This is a genomic window from Pseudoalteromonas sp. T1lg88, from assembly GCF_002964765.1.
Taxonomy (GTDB): Bacteria; Pseudomonadota; Gammaproteobacteria; order Enterobacterales; family Alteromonadaceae; genus Pseudoalteromonas.
This window is the reverse complement of the sequence record NZ_PQCF01000031.1, coordinates 504,611-518,790: the sequence shown is the minus strand read 5'-3', so window position 1 is coordinate 518,790 and position 14,180 is coordinate 504,611. Positions and strand designations below refer to the sequence as shown.

The following is a 14,180-nucleotide window of genomic DNA, read 5'->3' as shown; positions in this document are numbered from 1 at the left end:
ATAGCGCTCAAAACTGGTAGGTGATGGCAATGCCCACGTTTCGCCCCGGCGCGTAGGGTGCACTGTCATCGGCGCTGACGCGATAGAGGCGATCACCAGCATTGTCGAGCCACAGACGTACCTTGGTTCGTTCATTGAGCTGATAGGTCAGCTTGGTCGAAAGCAAGGTATGGCTGGGCAGGGGTAACTCGGAGGGTCCCACCTCGTCCTTGGCACTGCGTAATGTTGCACCCAGATCCCATTGCCAACGGTCGCCCTGGTAGATCGAAGTGAGTTTATGTTCGCCGGCGCCAATGTCGGCAAGGGGGCGACCCTGTTCATCCTCGCCGTTAAGCCACTGACCACCGAGGCCGAGGGAGAAGTTGTCGGTTACCTGATATGCCGCCTTGTATGCCAGTCCTTTAATTTTCCCGGAGCCAACATTGATATAGCGACGCGTATCGGCATCGATATCGATGCGCTCGATATAGTCGTCAATGTGCTGGGAAAAGGCGCTAAGGCTCCAGTTAAAATCCGATTTCTGGTAGGAGAGCTTGGCTTCAAAGCCCAGGCTTTGCTCCGGCTCGAGCTCCAGATTGCCCTCCACGCGGCCGCGGGGGGTTTCACCAAAAAAGTAGCTTTCCGTCAGCGCCGGCTGGCGAAAGGCCGTACTGGTGATAAACTTCGCCGCTAATTCGGGCGTGAGTGCCCAGCTAATACCGGCAAAGCCACTGACATTGGTGTCGTTGCGGCTCCCTTGTTGTGCCTTGGTTTTACTGTAATCGAGGCGGCCACCAAGCAACAGGTCGATGTTATCCAGGCTACGGGTGGCATCGTACACAAGGGCGCCCTGGTACTGGCTGGCGTCCAGCACGGTGTCGCTGCTGGTTAGGCCCGAGGCTAAATCAAGCTCATTTTCTGTCGCTTGCACCTGGGTTCTGGCATCGAAGGACAAACGCCATTTGCCCTGCCAATCGCCAAAATACTGATAGCCGTAAAGCGCCGCCCCATAATCCAAGGATGAATTACTCAGGGTATTGATGCGCTTGTTGGGGCGCTCAATATAGGTATCGAGATGGGCATTGTGCACATAGACATCGGCATAAATCTGGTCAAAATCAAACTCCGCCTTGGCTAAGAGATGATCATTGCGTGGGTAGAGGGTGCGTTTCTTGCTCAGTGGCGAAGCACTGGCCTTACCCAGATTGTTGCCTTCGCTATAGAGCACCCAGGCACGCGTGAGGTAGGGAAGCTCAAGGTCGGCACTTAAAAACACGTTGCGGTTTTCATAGCCGTTGTAGATGCTGTTGCCGTCGGCGCTTTCTCCTTCACTAGCGGTGCGGGTCGACAGTCCCCAGGAGATGCCTTCCTTGCTTCCTTGCCAGGCTAGATGTTGCGCCTGGTTATTGCTTTGCCATTGGGCATCCAATTGTTGACCCTCGAGGCGGTTCAGTTTGATATCCACGGCGCCGCCCATGGCTCCGGATCCATAGTAGGTTGAAGCGGCGCCAGGAATTACCTGCACCTGGCCGATTAACGCCGGGTCGATAAACTCTGCGGCGCTGCCGGCGCGGCGATCGCTGTAAATGGGAATGCCCTCTATCAGGGTTTGCACCCGCCAGCGGGAAAAGCCGCGCATACTGTACATCTGCATCATGCCGCCTTGACCGTTTAGGGAAATGGTCGGCTCCTGCGCCAGCAATTCCGACAATTGCAATGGTGAGCCCTGGGCTTGCTGCGGGTCGATGTGCTGGACCTCGATTAATTGCAGACTGGATTGATAAAAGTTTGAGGTGCTGCTGAGCACCTCAATATGCTCCATGCCATCGGCGTGGGCAGCCACGGTGACAAATCCTGGAGCGGATAAAACTAAAGGGGTGAGTGCGGTGCGTATTAACTTCATGGGCAAGGCCTCGACCTAAAAAACAACTGATAAGGCACGCTACCATGTTCACTTTTACGTCAATATAAGTAGTTTCCGATCCCCCATAGGTACATCTACGCATAGCGAGCGCCCCATTGAATTGGCTAAATTAGCAGCATGCAAGACACGAACAGCGAATTGAATGTAGCGAGGCACCCATGATTGATCACAACATGCCATTGAACACTGTGAATTTGGAGCTGGCTATGCAAGGAAGTATTTTTAACCTGTTGGCACCTAAGCTGGGCTTAGGCAAGCAGGCCAAGGCCGCTCAGAAGACACCTCAGGTGCGCCTAAGCGAGCTGGTAAAGGGCAGCAAATCCCTTGACGCCGAGCAGCACTTGTTCCGCCAAGAGGATGAATTTAAAGCGCTTTACCTGGTGCAATCCGGTGCATTCAAAAGTTATCGACTAACGGCCTCGGGCAAGGAAGTGCTCACCGGGCTGTATTTTCCCGGCGATGTTATTGGCGTTGGCGGTTTGGCACAGCAGCAACACTTTTATTCGGTGTCGGCGTTGCAGGACTCGCGAGTGTGCGAAATTCCTTTTGCTCGTCTGCTACAGGACTCGGTTGCCAACTCCGATGTATTGCTGACCATGCTAAGTCTGATCAGCCAGGAGTTTTCCGCCGATCAGCACCTACGTCAACTGCCGACCAAAAGCATTAAGTCGGCCGTCGCTTCCTTATTGCTGAACCTTTCCTCGCGCCTGGGCAGCTCAAGGGTGCCGACCCTGTGTTTTGAGTTACCCATGAGTCGTGCCGATATTGCTAATTTACTGGGTGTGTCCTCCGAGGCGGTCTGCCGCGAGTTCACCCGCTTAAAGCAAGAGGGCGTGCTCGAGGTTAAGCGTAAAAAGATCTACATCAGTGATATCGATGAGTTATACGCCCTGGCCAATGAGTAAAGGGCGTATTGGTTAGGCTGGCTCATCAACTATGCATAGACTTCTTCTGAGCTCATCCATATAGTCCCAACTTGGGTGCAGGCGCGTTTTTAACGCGTCGGTGCCCATACTTTTCAGCGCTGCCGGAGCAGTTATCTCGGCCGTTGGATTACCCCAAAACGCATAACTGCCAATCGAGGTAACTGAGTCGGGCAGGATCACCTCGGTGAGCTCGTTACTATCAAAGGCGCTGGTGCCTATATGGATCAGCGAGTCTGGCAGGGTGACGGCCGTTAGGTGTTGGCAATCAAAGACATGAGGCGCAATGCTGGTGACCGAATCGGCCAGGGTAATGGCCTTACGCTCGCCGCCATAGGCAATCAAGGTGCGGTTAGACTCTTCCCCATAAATAAAACCATGTGTGATCTTGCCGTTTACCTTTTCAATTCGGTTATAGCGAAACGCGGAATAGTGAATATGCTCCAGTGTTTTTGGCAGGGTGATGGCCGTGAGGGTATTGTGCTCAAAGGTGCCTTCATCAATTCGTGTCACCGCCGCGGGAATAGCGACCGAAGTGAGCTTGTTGACCCGAAAAGCATCCGCCCCCAAATGACTCAGCGAGTCGGGCAGATTAACCTGGGTCAGCTGATTGTACTCGAACGCCCCGGCGTCAATCCTGCTCAGCGTGTCCGGTAAATCTACGCTTACTAACTCATTAAATCTAAAGGCATCTTCGCCAATGTGTGTCAGGGCTGCGGGCAGGCGAACGCTGCTGAGTTTGCTGTCCCAAAAGGCGCGCTTGCCGATGTGGGTGGCCGAATCGGCAATAATGACCTTGGATAGCCGGATACGCTCAAACGCAGACGGCGCGATGCGGGTGATACTCACCCCATCGAGATTACTGGGAATACGTACTGCAACATAATCCGACCAGGGGGTGCGTGGGCCGTATTCGCCTTGGTATTTGACCAGGGTGCCACTGGTGCGATCTAGGATGACATCCTTGATTGTTAGCGTGTAAGGGGTATAGGTGTAGGTGACAAGGCCAGGTAAAACAATGGCCAATAAGGACACTAACACAAACACCAGGGGTTTACTTAATCGGCGTGATTTCATTTTTTCATCCATGATCTGTGTGGCTTAACTCGGTTCCTTGCGTCATAGCCCTTGGGGCGCGCCGCCGGCCCATTGTAGCGCATCTGGGCCAAGCAAGTTAGTGTTTGCAACGTTTTTTAAATCAGGGGGTTATGTAGCTTGGCGTTGCTCTCTGGGTCGATAAATTCAATCTGGGTAAGGTGAAAGGGGGTGCCCCACTGCTGTATGGTCATTATCTCGCGCTGCTCGTGACCGCGCAGTTTGACCTTGGCGCCTGGTTTGCAGAATGCCTTGGGCAGGTTTAATGGCAGCAGGCGTTTACCGTCGTTGGTGAGCAGGCCAAAAAAGCCACCTTCCAATTCGATGTAGCAAACTTCGGCATCCAGCCAGTTATCGTCTGCGTTGTGCTGCCTTGCTGCTGATAATTCGGTCATGGCATGAGTTCCGTTTATTTATTAGTCTGTTATTATCGCTGAACCCAGCTGTGAGCTGTTACCTTGCTCAACCTTGGCATCAGAGGTGATAAACAGGCGTTCAAGCTCAGTTGCAGATATCGGCTTACTGAAATAGTAACCCTGGTAAGAGTCGACCTGGTAGCTTTTCAGTAAATTAAAATGTTCTTGCGTTTCAACACCTTCAGCGACCACGGTGAGATTAAAGTTATTCGCCAAATCGATAATGGATTTCACCACCAGGTGGGCATGTTCATCTGTGACCATGTCTTGCACAAAGGAGCGGTCGATTTTAATTTCATCTATGGGCAGCGAGCGCAAATAACTCAATGATGAGTAGCCGGTGCCAAAGTCATCAAGGGCGATGGAGACACCAAACTTTCTGAGTTTATTGAGCTTGTCTGTGGCATCATTGATATCACGAATAAGCACGGACTCGGTCACTTCAACGATCAACTTGCTGTGGTCAATCTGGTATTGCTGCACCACCTTAATAAAGTCTTCGACAAAGTGGGCGCGCCAGATCTCTTTAGCGCTAAGATTAACCGCTATATGCAGGTGTTTGCTGTGGTCATGACGCTGCCATTGCTCAAGTTGCTGGCAGGCGCGCTCGAGCACTATGGCGCCCATGGGCACGATCAGATTGCTTTCTTCGGCCATGTGCATAAATACATCAGGAGAGAGCAAACCCAGGGTAGGGTGCTGCCAGCGAATTAGGGCTTCGGCGCCAATCAGGGTGGCTTTCATATCGAACTTGGGCTGCAGATAAATGCAAAAATCACGATTGGCGATGGAGTCATGCATGGCTTTTTGCAATTCACTGATCTGGCGCAGTTCATCCTGCATATTGGTATCGAAGATCATCGCCTTTTGACCACCGCTGGCCTTGGTGCGGTACAAGGCCATATCTGCCAGCTGCAGCAATTTCATGGTGCACAGATCATCGGCGGTAAACACCACACCGCCAATGCTGCCGGTGATCGAGTAGTCGATATCTATATTCTGTATGTCGCTGGCCAAGGATATTGATTTGGAAATTTCTTTAAGTACTAGTTCGGCATAATGTTCTGCGATGCGCAATGCTTCACCTTGAACCTTGTTGAGCTGGGGAAGGACAATCACAAATTCATCGCCACCAAAGCGGGAAATGATCCCCTGGCCCTGATTGATATGCTTTAGACGCTCGGCCACTACCTTGAGTAGCTGATCACCGATATGGTGGCCAAAACTGTCGTTTAATAATTTAAAACGATCCAGATCGAGAAACAGTAATGCACTATAACTGTCTGTTTCCTGGTTTGATTTTATTGCTTTTTCTAACTCTGTTTCCAATCGTGTGCGATTGAGTAAGCCGGTGAGCTGATCATAATAGGCGAGGTTGACTATCTTATCCTGATTTCTTTTCTCTTCGGTAATATCCAGTGCCAGGCCTACCAGCCACAGTGGCTCGTTATTGTCGTCGAATTCGGCCACACGCCCTCGATCCCATATCCAGATCACCTCGCCGTTGGGCTTTCTCATGCGAAATTCGATGCTGTAGGACTTGTGGTTGCGCATCAGAGTTTTCAGCACCTTGGCAACCATGGGACGGTCTTCAGGGACGATACATTGCTCAAATTCCTTAAATGAACTGTCGCTATGTTCAATGCCGGTGATCAGTTCCCACTGGCGATTATGCAGCACCTGATTGGTCTGTACGTTCCATTCCCACAGCCCTTCTTCGGACACGTCGAGCACATGCTCAAGGCGTTTTTTGTTTCTGTCTGCTTCTTCTTTTAAGCGGGTGATCTCTGTGATGTCTTTGGCGATAACTGCAATATGAAGTCGGTCACGAACGTCGCGAAATGGCACCTTTATGGAGTGAAAGTGCCGGATTTCTCCGGTATTTGCATCTGTGGTCGACTCGTACACTTCTTCTATTTCAAAGCGGCGCATAATGGCCTGAACATTTTCTTTGAAGAAGTCGGCCTGCTCTTTATTGTTTATAAAGTAAAAGTCGTCTTTGCCAAGCATTTGCTCCGGCGAGCTGTTGTACAGCTTGGCCATGGTGTCGTTGCAAAACTGGAAGTTGCCCTGATAGTCCTTGATCAGCACTACATCGTTAATGGAGTTGAGTAGCTGCTTGATAACGCCTGCATGCTTGTTAACCTTCTTGAACACCAGAAGCAACAAGGCGAAGGTTACCAGCAGTTGTGAGCTGAGCAAAAAAAGCACCTTGGCGGTGTTGTTCATATTTTGCGCAAAAAGCTTATAAAACAGTATCATAGATAAGGTTGATAAAGCCGATATGGCCACTGCAAACAAAAAAATCTTACCTTTGTAAATTTTGCTTATATCAAACATTTATAATCCTAAATCAGCATGATCTGGCAAGTCCTTACCCTTATCAATACCCTATAAGCTAGGTGAATTTCGCGTTTATATACACTTCCTGTTGGTAACCGCGTTATTATTATTTGTGTTCTTGTGTTCTTGTGTACCGTGCTGAAAACGGCCTTATTAGGAAGTAAAGCCCACATTTTCCCAGTTGCAAACCGATTATCCAATAAAGCCACATAATTGTGTCTGGTGTCGATCCTGCCAGATTTGCTCTTATCCAAAAGGTTAAGGAGGCTTTCCCTGTATATCAGAGTCTTGCCTCACCAGGATAAAGTTTACTCACGCTCGGGCTCGTCCCCATGTATTTTTAACTTTTGTCTTGAAAGCCGCTCAATCCGAGGGAGCCGCAATTGTCGCGTTAACCAAATCTTATAAGTTGACGAGAACACTGCTTTAAAGTTACACAAGTGTTACCTATTATGCCTAAAAATACTGACGAATCTAGCAGCAAAAAAAATATAACTAACAATAAGATAAATTAAGTATGGGTTCAGTGTGTGAGGAATACTATGGCCATTCACTCCTGTTAATGTTCCTTGAACCTTTATTGTTGTTAAGCAGGTTAGCCAGCTACATTTGTAGCTGGCTTTTTTTTGCCTAGGCGTTGCCAAGCTGGCATCATAGGGGCTGCAAAAATAAGAGAAAAAGGATCTAAGCATGCTGAAATGGGCGAGTTACCTGCTATTTGGTGTTATTTTGAGTGTTTCAACGGCGCAAAATGCGTGGGCACAGGCCGAGCAGGAGCCGGTTACGCTCCCCGAGCAACAAGCGAAAGGACTTTCTCAAGAGCAACAAGCTCAGGCGCAGCAATCGGTTTCACAGTTGGATGGGCCCATGTACCGCCCCTTGATCGAACGTTATATTCTCGATGAACTGCAGGCGGTTCGCAAAGATCAGCAGGCATTGCGCGCCGAATACGTGGAAAAAATAGCTCATGCTCAGTTGGACACCGCCGACCGCGCCCTTGGCTACACCACAGATACAATGAATAACCTCTTTATTCTTATTACCGCCACAGTATCCATCCTGGTATTGGTGGGCTGGAATTCATTGCGTGATGTGAAAAACAAGGTAGAAGATATAGTTAACACCCGGGTAAAAGCGATTACGGAAGAGTATGAATCGCGACTGGCCGGGTTAGAAAGTCAGTTGCGTGAACGCTCTGAAGCCATACTCAATAATCAGAAAAAGATCACCATTACCAATGAAATCCACTCCTTGTGGATGCGCGCCAATCTTGAAAGTGATTACGGCACTAAGGTGGAAATCTATGACGAAATCCTTTCCCGTAAGCCCGAAGACGTTGAAGCCATCGCCTACAAGGCGGATGCTTTATTGGAGTTAGGCGATACTCAGCAGGCCATTATGTTGTGTAATCTGGCTTTGGATATCGACTCAGACTATGGTTACGCCTATTGGCAGCGCGCCTGTGCATACTCTTTGCTGCATAAGCACAGCGATGCCCTGGCGGATATACGTATGGCCCTGGAATATTCGCCAAATCTACGCAATGAGCTGCTTCACGAAAGCGCTTTTGCCAGCCTGCACGATAATGCCAGCTTTAACGACATAGTTAACGGCTAATCGAAATAGATTTAAATATAAAAACGGCGGCCAATGGCCGCCTTTTTTTCTGTAAGAGTGCTTGCTGAGCGGTAGTTATTTACCTCTAAAAAACAAGACCTTGGTTACCTTGGCATTATTGATTTCATAGCTGGCAACCACTTCGCCACGCTTATCCACCACCTCGGGGTCTTTGGAGCATGACTCGGAAAGCTCCTGATCTATCACGTATTTACCATGAACTATGCGTTTAATGGGTGTGCTTTTTACGCATTGCAGGCTTTTAAACATGGCGCCATAGCGGGCGATTAACTGTTCCTTGCCACTAAACATCAGCTGATCCGGGAACATATAAAAGGAAATGTCTTCGGCAAAATAGCTAATAAAGGTATCGATATCCTTGTCGTTGTAAGCGCTCAGCAGGGCATCGACCACGGCAACGGCCTGTTGTTGTGCCTTGCTTAATTGCTTTGCGGTTTGCTGCTCGAGTTGATTCTCAACCAGCTCGCTTGCTTGGGCGCTTAGCGGTTCTGCGCTGTCATTGGCCAGTGCCGGTTGCCAAAGCAGGGCTGCCAAGATAGCGACAATATGGGTTTTCATAGTGGGTGTTAGTCCTTTGGTTACTACCAGTATTGCTCTACGGTTATTTGCCCCGGGCTTCGGCGGCGGTTGCGATTGTAGCCTAAATCCATTAAACATTGACTGGTTTCTTTGACCATGTCGGGATTACCGCAAATCATAAACTGTGCCACATCCGGGGTGGCTTCAAGCTGAACGTGCGCAAAAAGTTCGCCACTTGTAATCAGTTGCGGAATGCGTTGTTTCAGTGGCGTGGCTTCGCTCTCGCGGGTGACCACGGGCACATAGTGTAATTGTGGGTATTGCTCCTGTAATTCTAGGATCATCTCTTTATAGCTGAGATCCTTGCTGTGACGAACACAGTGTACCAGTACCAGATGTTGAAATTGTTGCCATACCCGTTGCTCTTGCAGCATAGATAAAAACGGGCCGATGGCGGTGCCCGTGCTTAACATCCATAGCTGCTCGGCGCTTGGCACCTCATCCAGGGTGAAAAAGCCATTGCTCTTGGCGGCAATTTGCACGCTGTCACCGGGCTCTAAGCGTGCCAGGGCTGCGGAAAGGGCGCCATCATCCAGCTTGATCAGGTAAAACTCCAGGTTCTTTGAGCTCGGTGGATTAACAAAGGAATAAGCTCTTGCTACGCGCTCATCGCCGATTTGCAGCGCCAGCTTGGTGTATTGTCCGGCCGTAAATGGTTCTATATCAGCGGTAACCACTAAACTAAATAGCTTTTCATTCCACCAGATCAGCCGTTTTACTTTTGCCTCTAACCAGTTTGCCATTGTTTGCTCCAAAGCCTTTAGCTTCAATAGCTTAAATCTGGCAATACAATGGGATAAAGTCAATGAACAATCATTATGTTAATGCCTCCCAAACCCTCAGTATCGCGCTGAATTACTTACGCATGGGGTGGAACGGGCGAGGTTATGACAAGGTACCCACACTTAAAAACGCATCGCTTGTTCAATAACGATACCGTGACGCGCCGCTAAGCGGGCATGATCCTTGTCATAGCCACCGCCTATTACGGTTGCTACCGGGGTATTGTGCTCCAGGCAGCGTTTGAGAACCAGGTGATCCCGACGTGCTATGCCCTGCCAACTGATATCCAACTTGCCCAGGCCATCCTCTTGCCAGATATCGACGCCGGCATCGTAGAGCACTAAATCCGGGTTTAAGCTGTGCAATAAATGGCTGAGGGTGTCATCGACTATGCCCAAATATTCATCATCGCCCATATTATTGGCCAGGCCTATGTCGAGATCGCTGGCACATTTCCGAAACGGGAAGTTCTTCTCACAGTGGATTGAACAGGTGTAGGCATAGGGCTGATGTTGCAAAAGCGCTGCGGTGCCATCGCCCTGATGTACATCCAGGTCAAAGATAAGCACATTGGTCACCTCGCCCGATTGGATCAGGGTTTGGGCGGTGAAGGCCAGGTCGTTGACCATGCAGTAGCCGGAGCCGAAATCATAATGCGCATGATGGGTACCCCCGGCGAGATGACAGGCAAGCCCATTTTTAAGTGCCAGGCGGGCGGTTTTCAGTGTTCCCAGCGGGGCGGTAAAGGTACGGGCCATTAAGCTGGGTGACCAGGGTAAACCGATGCGCCGCATGGCCTTGGCATCGAGACGATTGTGCCACAGATCGTCGATATAGGTGTCGCAGTGCACCAGGGCGAGATCTTCCGGATAGCCTATTTCCGGCTGATGCAGGTTGTTCCGCACTAAGCCCAACTCCTTCACATGCTTATACAGGCGCGCAAATTTGCTCATTACGAACCTGTGGTTGGGATCAAAGCTGAATGAGTAATTTGGGTGATAAACCAGGGGCAAATGCGGGTTAAAGCTCATGAGATTCGACAACGGGACTTTTGTAAAGAGTCTACCGAATGATGAACGCCTTTGCCCAGGTTTCTTCACTGGCGCGCCTCGACTTGTTAGGGCTAATAACGCTTTATTACCTAGAATTACACTTTGCAACGCTTTGCCGTCTTGAAAGCCGAGTGACCATCCCAATTATACTTGAGTAACCATTCAAAAATGTTTAGGAATTAATAATGAATACAGTTAATCGTCAAGTCCTGTTGAACTCACGCCCGGTCGGGGAACCCACAGCCGAAAACTTTCGTTTGCACCAAGGGGAGATCCCGAGCCCAAAACAAGGGGAAATGCTGCTGCGTACCGTTTATCTTTCCCTCGACCCTTATATGCGTGGGCGCATGAGCGACGCCAAGTCTTACGCCGAGCCGGTTGCTCTTGGCGGGGTGATGTTCGGTGGCACGGTGGCGCAAGTAGTGGAGTCTAACCTGGATGGTTATGCCGTCGGTGACTGGGTGCTGTCGATTAACGGCTGGCAGGACTATGCAATCAGCACAGGCGAGATGGCGATTAACCTGGGTAAAAATCCCAGTAAGCCATCCTGGGCCTTGGGTGTCTTGGGTATGCCCGGCTTTACCGCCTATATGGGCTTGCTGGATATCGGCAATCCTCAGCCAGGCGAAACCGTGGTGGTCGCGGCGGCCAGCGGTGCGGTGGGCTCGAACGTGGGTCAGATTGCAAAAATTAAAGGCGCCAAGGTGGTGGGCATTGCCGGTGGCGAAGAAAAATGTCGCTACGTGGTTGAAGAGCTTGGCTTTGATGCCTGTATCGACCATAAGGCGGATGATTTTGCTGAGCAATTAGCCGCCGTCTGTGACAAGGGCATAGATGTGTATTTTGAAAACGTTGGCGGTAAGGTGTTCGATGCGGTATTACCGTTATTAAACCCCTGCGCCCGCATTCCCTTGGTGCGGCAATATTTCCCAGTACAATAGTGACGAGCTGCCGGCAGGGCCGGACCGCTCATACCAGTTGATGTCATTTTTGCAGGTAACGCGCGTGACGGTAAAAGGCTTTATCATTTACGATGATTACGGCCACCGTTATGACGAGTTCGCCAAGGATATGCAACAGTGGGTGAGCGAGGGCAAGATCAAGTACAAGGAGCATATGATAGAAGGCCTTGAAAATGCGCCGGCGGGATTGAACGACGTACTCAATGGGCGCAACTTCGGTAAAATGGTCGTTAAAGTTAACGAACCGCTTTAATCAGAAAAGAAAAGCCGAGCTTCTGCTCGGCTTTTTTATTCTATTTACTCAACTTTATTGAGCAGTCTTAGGCTCTGATATGAGTAGTCACTTGCACCACTTTTTACGGCAAAGCTGTAACTAAAGAGGATCTGACCACCTTCGCTGTGCAGCGGACGTAGCGAACGCATAAAATACACTGCTTCTGGAGTCGCCAGCGTCTCGGTATAACATTCATCATAGTTTGTAGCAGTAGGGCAATAATAGTTTGAGATAAACTGAATTCTGCCTTCTTCATCAAGCTTCCATAGGTCTCGTCCACTGTAGAGCTCATTCAGGTTTGGCTGATAATTAAAGAGCTCGCTATAATTGCCAAAGCCGTCGCTGTGCAACCACATATAATTAGTGGTGTCTTTGCTATCCAAGCTGGTGAATGCATCCTGATGCTGGTATATGCCTATAACATCGCTCAGCGTGTTAGCCGATGCCAGGTTGGTATCCACTTCCATAAAGGGGTAGGCAAGATAACTTTCTGACTCAGCAAAATACCGAGCTGCCCAGGTTCTCTCTCCATTACTAAAGAAGCTGTATTCCGTGGTCGTTGTTCCATCATTTACTGCCAGGATATCCGCGCCCTGAGTCAGTGTGACAGTGCGTTCCTCACTTTGCTTGGTTTTAGGGCTGTAAATTTGCGTTTTAGCCTTGCTCGCCGACTCCAATGTCAGGACCGTACCACCAATCAAATACTCTTCTTCACCAATTGTGGTCGCCTCTGTAATAAAGCGTCCCGAGTAGCTAGCACCAGTCGCTAGCGCTGGCGCAGAGATCTTATCTACCTTACTATAAATGAGCACATCCGCCTGCGGCATAAGTGCGTCTTCTAGCTCACTGGGATTAAGCAAGCTGACACCTTGAGATTCTGCCTTTAAATCATTGTAGTGCAGTAACTCAATGGCTAAGCCTTGCTCCGTTTGCGCCAGTACTTTAATGCCGTCTATATGATGGGTAAAAAATAATTCCACATAGTTATAATCGATATCATAGAATGACCTCGAAAAATCCTCTGAAAGAGTAGGGATAACCAGCCGATTACCTTCTATTTGGGTATTGATAGTCGTGCTATTGAAGTCTTTCCCTTTTATTCTTGCAAAGAATACAGGCAGGCTGGCTTTATTGGTGCTTGGCGCAAGCTGGCCGACCCCATAATAGCTTGATGGCTCGTCGATGAAGAAATAGCTCGGTTGTAACTCAGGGTGAACCGTTTTATTTAAATTCATAACGGTTTCTGTTTCACCCGTGCTCAGCACCACACGAATCTTATCCTGCTCTTGAGCAACAATATTGAACTCCAACCAGTCATATTCTGTGCATGATAGACAGGCATATTTTTTGATATCTGTAGTAAAACCTGTGTCACTCACTTCATAGGAAAAATGATGGATATCACCATTGGCATCGGTCATAACCCCGTTGTTGCTTTCGGTGAATGCTAAAGAATTGCCGTTAGCAGGGTTAGTCCATAAACCTTCGAGTACCCCATCTCCAAGCGCAATGTCTTGCCATTTATCTGGGTTATCCCCTACGGTTAATGTCAGTTGATAATCGACACTGGCCTTGCCATCGCTTACTTGTAAAGTAACTGCGTGTTCGCCAATATCAAAAAAGCCTGGAGCTAAGGTTAAGGTGAGCTGCGAATTTGCTACCTCTGTGTTTAACCACGCAGGTTTATCTGCTACCGAAACCGAGATGGTGTCGCCATCGGCATCGGCTAGATTTAATACCGCTTGGTATTCTGCGGCGGCTTTTACATCGTAAGTGAGGGGGCCGCTAAGCGTCGGGGAAGTGTTTTTGTTTATCGGAGTCGGGGTCGAATCGTCATTATTGTCCGAGCCCCCACAACCCACGAGCGTGGCAGAGATCAGGGCAGCTAAGGTGAGCTTCTTCATGGATAATTCCCTTATTGTTGTTATTTATTTGTAATAATCATGTAATTATGTCATTTTTTAAGGGACGAATTCTAGTCATTTATTCCGCTTTTCCCCCTTACATAGTGCATAGCCTAGTTATATTTTAACTAGGTATAGGTATAAACCCTCCCTCAAATGCCAATATAGCGCCTTGTGTAATGTTAAGTAATGTTAATAGAGGTGCACTTGGGATATCATGCCCGCATTCTGAACGCCTGCTATCTAGCTTGCAGATTGCTTGATGTGTAGCCTGGCGTAGCAAAGCAATAATAAATCCAATTAATGAG

The 14,180-nt window shown here is 49.1% G+C and carries 10 protein-coding genes and 1 pseudogene; 3 read left to right on the top strand and 8 right to left on the bottom strand.

Annotated elements, in window-relative coordinates:
* Positions 1–7: 7 nt before the first annotated feature.
* Positions 8–1,882 (bottom strand): TonB-dependent receptor plug domain-containing protein, encoded by a 1,875-nt coding sequence (locus C2M34_RS11525; protein ID WP_105258837.1) that lies wholly within the window; start codon positions 1,880–1,882, stop codon positions 8–10.
* A gap of 227 nt (positions 1,883–2,109) precedes the next feature.
* Here C2M34_RS11525 and C2M34_RS11520 point away from each other — a divergent pair, with 227 nt between their 5' ends.
* A complete protein-coding gene (locus C2M34_RS11520) occupies positions 2,110–2,808 on the top strand; it encodes a Crp/Fnr family transcriptional regulator (RefSeq protein ID WP_158677882.1) in 699 nt (232 codons plus the stop codon).
* Between the two features lie 12 nt (positions 2,809–2,820).
* On the opposite strand, the gene C2M34_RS11515 is transcribed toward C2M34_RS11520, so the two are convergent.
* The 3 genes from C2M34_RS11515 to C2M34_RS11505 all read right to left on the bottom strand — a co-directional run bounded on the left by C2M34_RS11515 (position 2,821) and on the right by C2M34_RS11505 (position 6,566).
* A complete protein-coding gene (locus C2M34_RS11515; RefSeq protein WP_158681439.1) occupies positions 2,821–3,903 on the bottom strand; it encodes a leucine-rich repeat domain-containing protein in 1,083 nt (360 codons plus the stop codon).
* A 116-nt stretch (positions 3,904–4,019) separates the two neighbouring features.
* Complete coding sequence (locus C2M34_RS11510) at positions 4,020–4,316, bottom strand: hypothetical protein (protein WP_105258835.1); 297 nt, start codon at positions 4,314–4,316, stop codon at positions 4,020–4,022.
* A gap of 21 nt (positions 4,317–4,337) precedes the next feature.
* Positions 4,338–6,566 carry a bifunctional diguanylate cyclase/phosphodiesterase gene (locus tag C2M34_RS11505; RefSeq protein WP_158677880.1) on the bottom strand — a complete coding sequence of 743 codons (2,229 nt, stop codon included), beginning with the start codon at positions 6,564–6,566 and terminating at the stop codon, positions 4,338–4,340.
* Between the two features lie 804 nt (positions 6,567–7,370).
* Here C2M34_RS11505 and C2M34_RS11500 point away from each other — a divergent pair.
* On the top strand, positions 7,371–8,297 hold the full coding sequence (locus tag C2M34_RS11500; protein ID WP_105201642.1) for a tetratricopeptide repeat protein: 927 nt from the start codon (positions 7,371–7,373) through the stop codon (positions 8,295–8,297).
* A 75-nt stretch (positions 8,298–8,372) separates the two neighbouring features.
* Here the strand turns inward: C2M34_RS11500 and C2M34_RS11495 are convergent, their stop codons facing one another.
* From C2M34_RS11495 to C2M34_RS11485, 3 genes are all read right to left on the bottom strand, one after another.
* Entirely contained in the window at positions 8,373–8,876 is a 504-nt protein-coding gene (locus tag C2M34_RS11495) for a nuclear transport factor 2 family protein (protein WP_158681438.1), read from the bottom strand.
* Between the two features lie 23 nt (positions 8,877–8,899).
* Entirely contained in the window at positions 8,900–9,640 is a 741-nt protein-coding gene (locus C2M34_RS11490) for a ferredoxin--NADP reductase (protein WP_105201640.1), read from the bottom strand.
* 162 nt (positions 9,641–9,802) lie between these two features.
* Positions 9,803–10,711 (bottom strand): histone deacetylase family protein, encoded by a 909-nt coding sequence (locus C2M34_RS11485; RefSeq protein WP_105258834.1) that lies wholly within the window; start codon positions 10,709–10,711, stop codon positions 9,803–9,805.
* Positions 10,712–10,917: 206 nt separating this feature from the next.
* On the opposite strand from C2M34_RS11485, the pseudogene C2M34_RS11480 reads away from it, so the two are divergent.
* Positions 10,918–11,947, top strand: a pseudogene (locus C2M34_RS11480) (NADP-dependent oxidoreductase).
* A 44-nt stretch (positions 11,948–11,991) separates the two neighbouring features.
* Here the strand turns inward: C2M34_RS11480 and C2M34_RS11475 are convergent.
* Positions 11,992–13,872 carry a hypothetical protein gene (locus C2M34_RS11475; protein ID WP_105258833.1) on the bottom strand — a complete coding sequence of 627 codons (1,881 nt, stop codon included), beginning with the start codon at positions 13,870–13,872 and terminating at the stop codon, positions 11,992–11,994.
* Between the last annotated feature and the right edge of the window lie 308 nt (positions 13,873–14,180).

What these genes read in the sequence shown, in the direction of transcription:
- C2M34_RS11525 (WP_105258837.1), bottom strand. Translation starts at nt 1,882, where the DNA reads ATGAAGTTAATACGCACCGCACTCACCCCTTTAGTTTTATCCGCTCCA.
- C2M34_RS11520 (WP_158677882.1), top strand. Translation starts at nt 2,110, where the DNA reads ATGCAAGGAAGTATTTTTAACCTGTTGGCACCTAAGCTGGGCTTAGGC.
- C2M34_RS11515 (WP_158681439.1), bottom strand. Translation starts at nt 3,903, where the DNA reads ATGAAATCACGCCGATTAAGTAAACCCCTGGTGTTTGTGTTAGTGTCC.
- C2M34_RS11510 (WP_105258835.1), bottom strand. Translation starts at nt 4,316, where the DNA reads ATGACCGAATTATCAGCAGCAAGGCAGCACAACGCAGACGATAACTGG.
- C2M34_RS11505 (WP_158677880.1), bottom strand. Translation starts at nt 6,566, where the DNA reads ATGAACAACACCGCCAAGGTGCTTTTTTTGCTCAGCTCACAACTGCTG.
- C2M34_RS11500 (WP_105201642.1), top strand. Translation starts at nt 7,371, where the DNA reads ATGCTGAAATGGGCGAGTTACCTGCTATTTGGTGTTATTTTGAGTGTT.
- C2M34_RS11495 (WP_158681438.1), bottom strand. Translation starts at nt 8,876, where the DNA reads ATGAAAACCCATATTGTCGCTATCTTGGCAGCCCTGCTTTGGCAACCG.
- C2M34_RS11490 (WP_105201640.1), bottom strand. Translation starts at nt 9,640, where the DNA reads ATGGCAAACTGGTTAGAGGCAAAAGTAAAACGGCTGATCTGGTGGAAT.
- C2M34_RS11485 (WP_105258834.1), bottom strand. Translation starts at nt 10,711, where the DNA reads ATGAGCTTTAACCCGCATTTGCCCCTGGTTTATCACCCAAATTACTCA.
- C2M34_RS11475 (WP_105258833.1), bottom strand. Translation starts at nt 13,872, where the DNA reads ATGAAGAAGCTCACCTTAGCTGCCCTGATCTCTGCCACGCTCGTGGGT.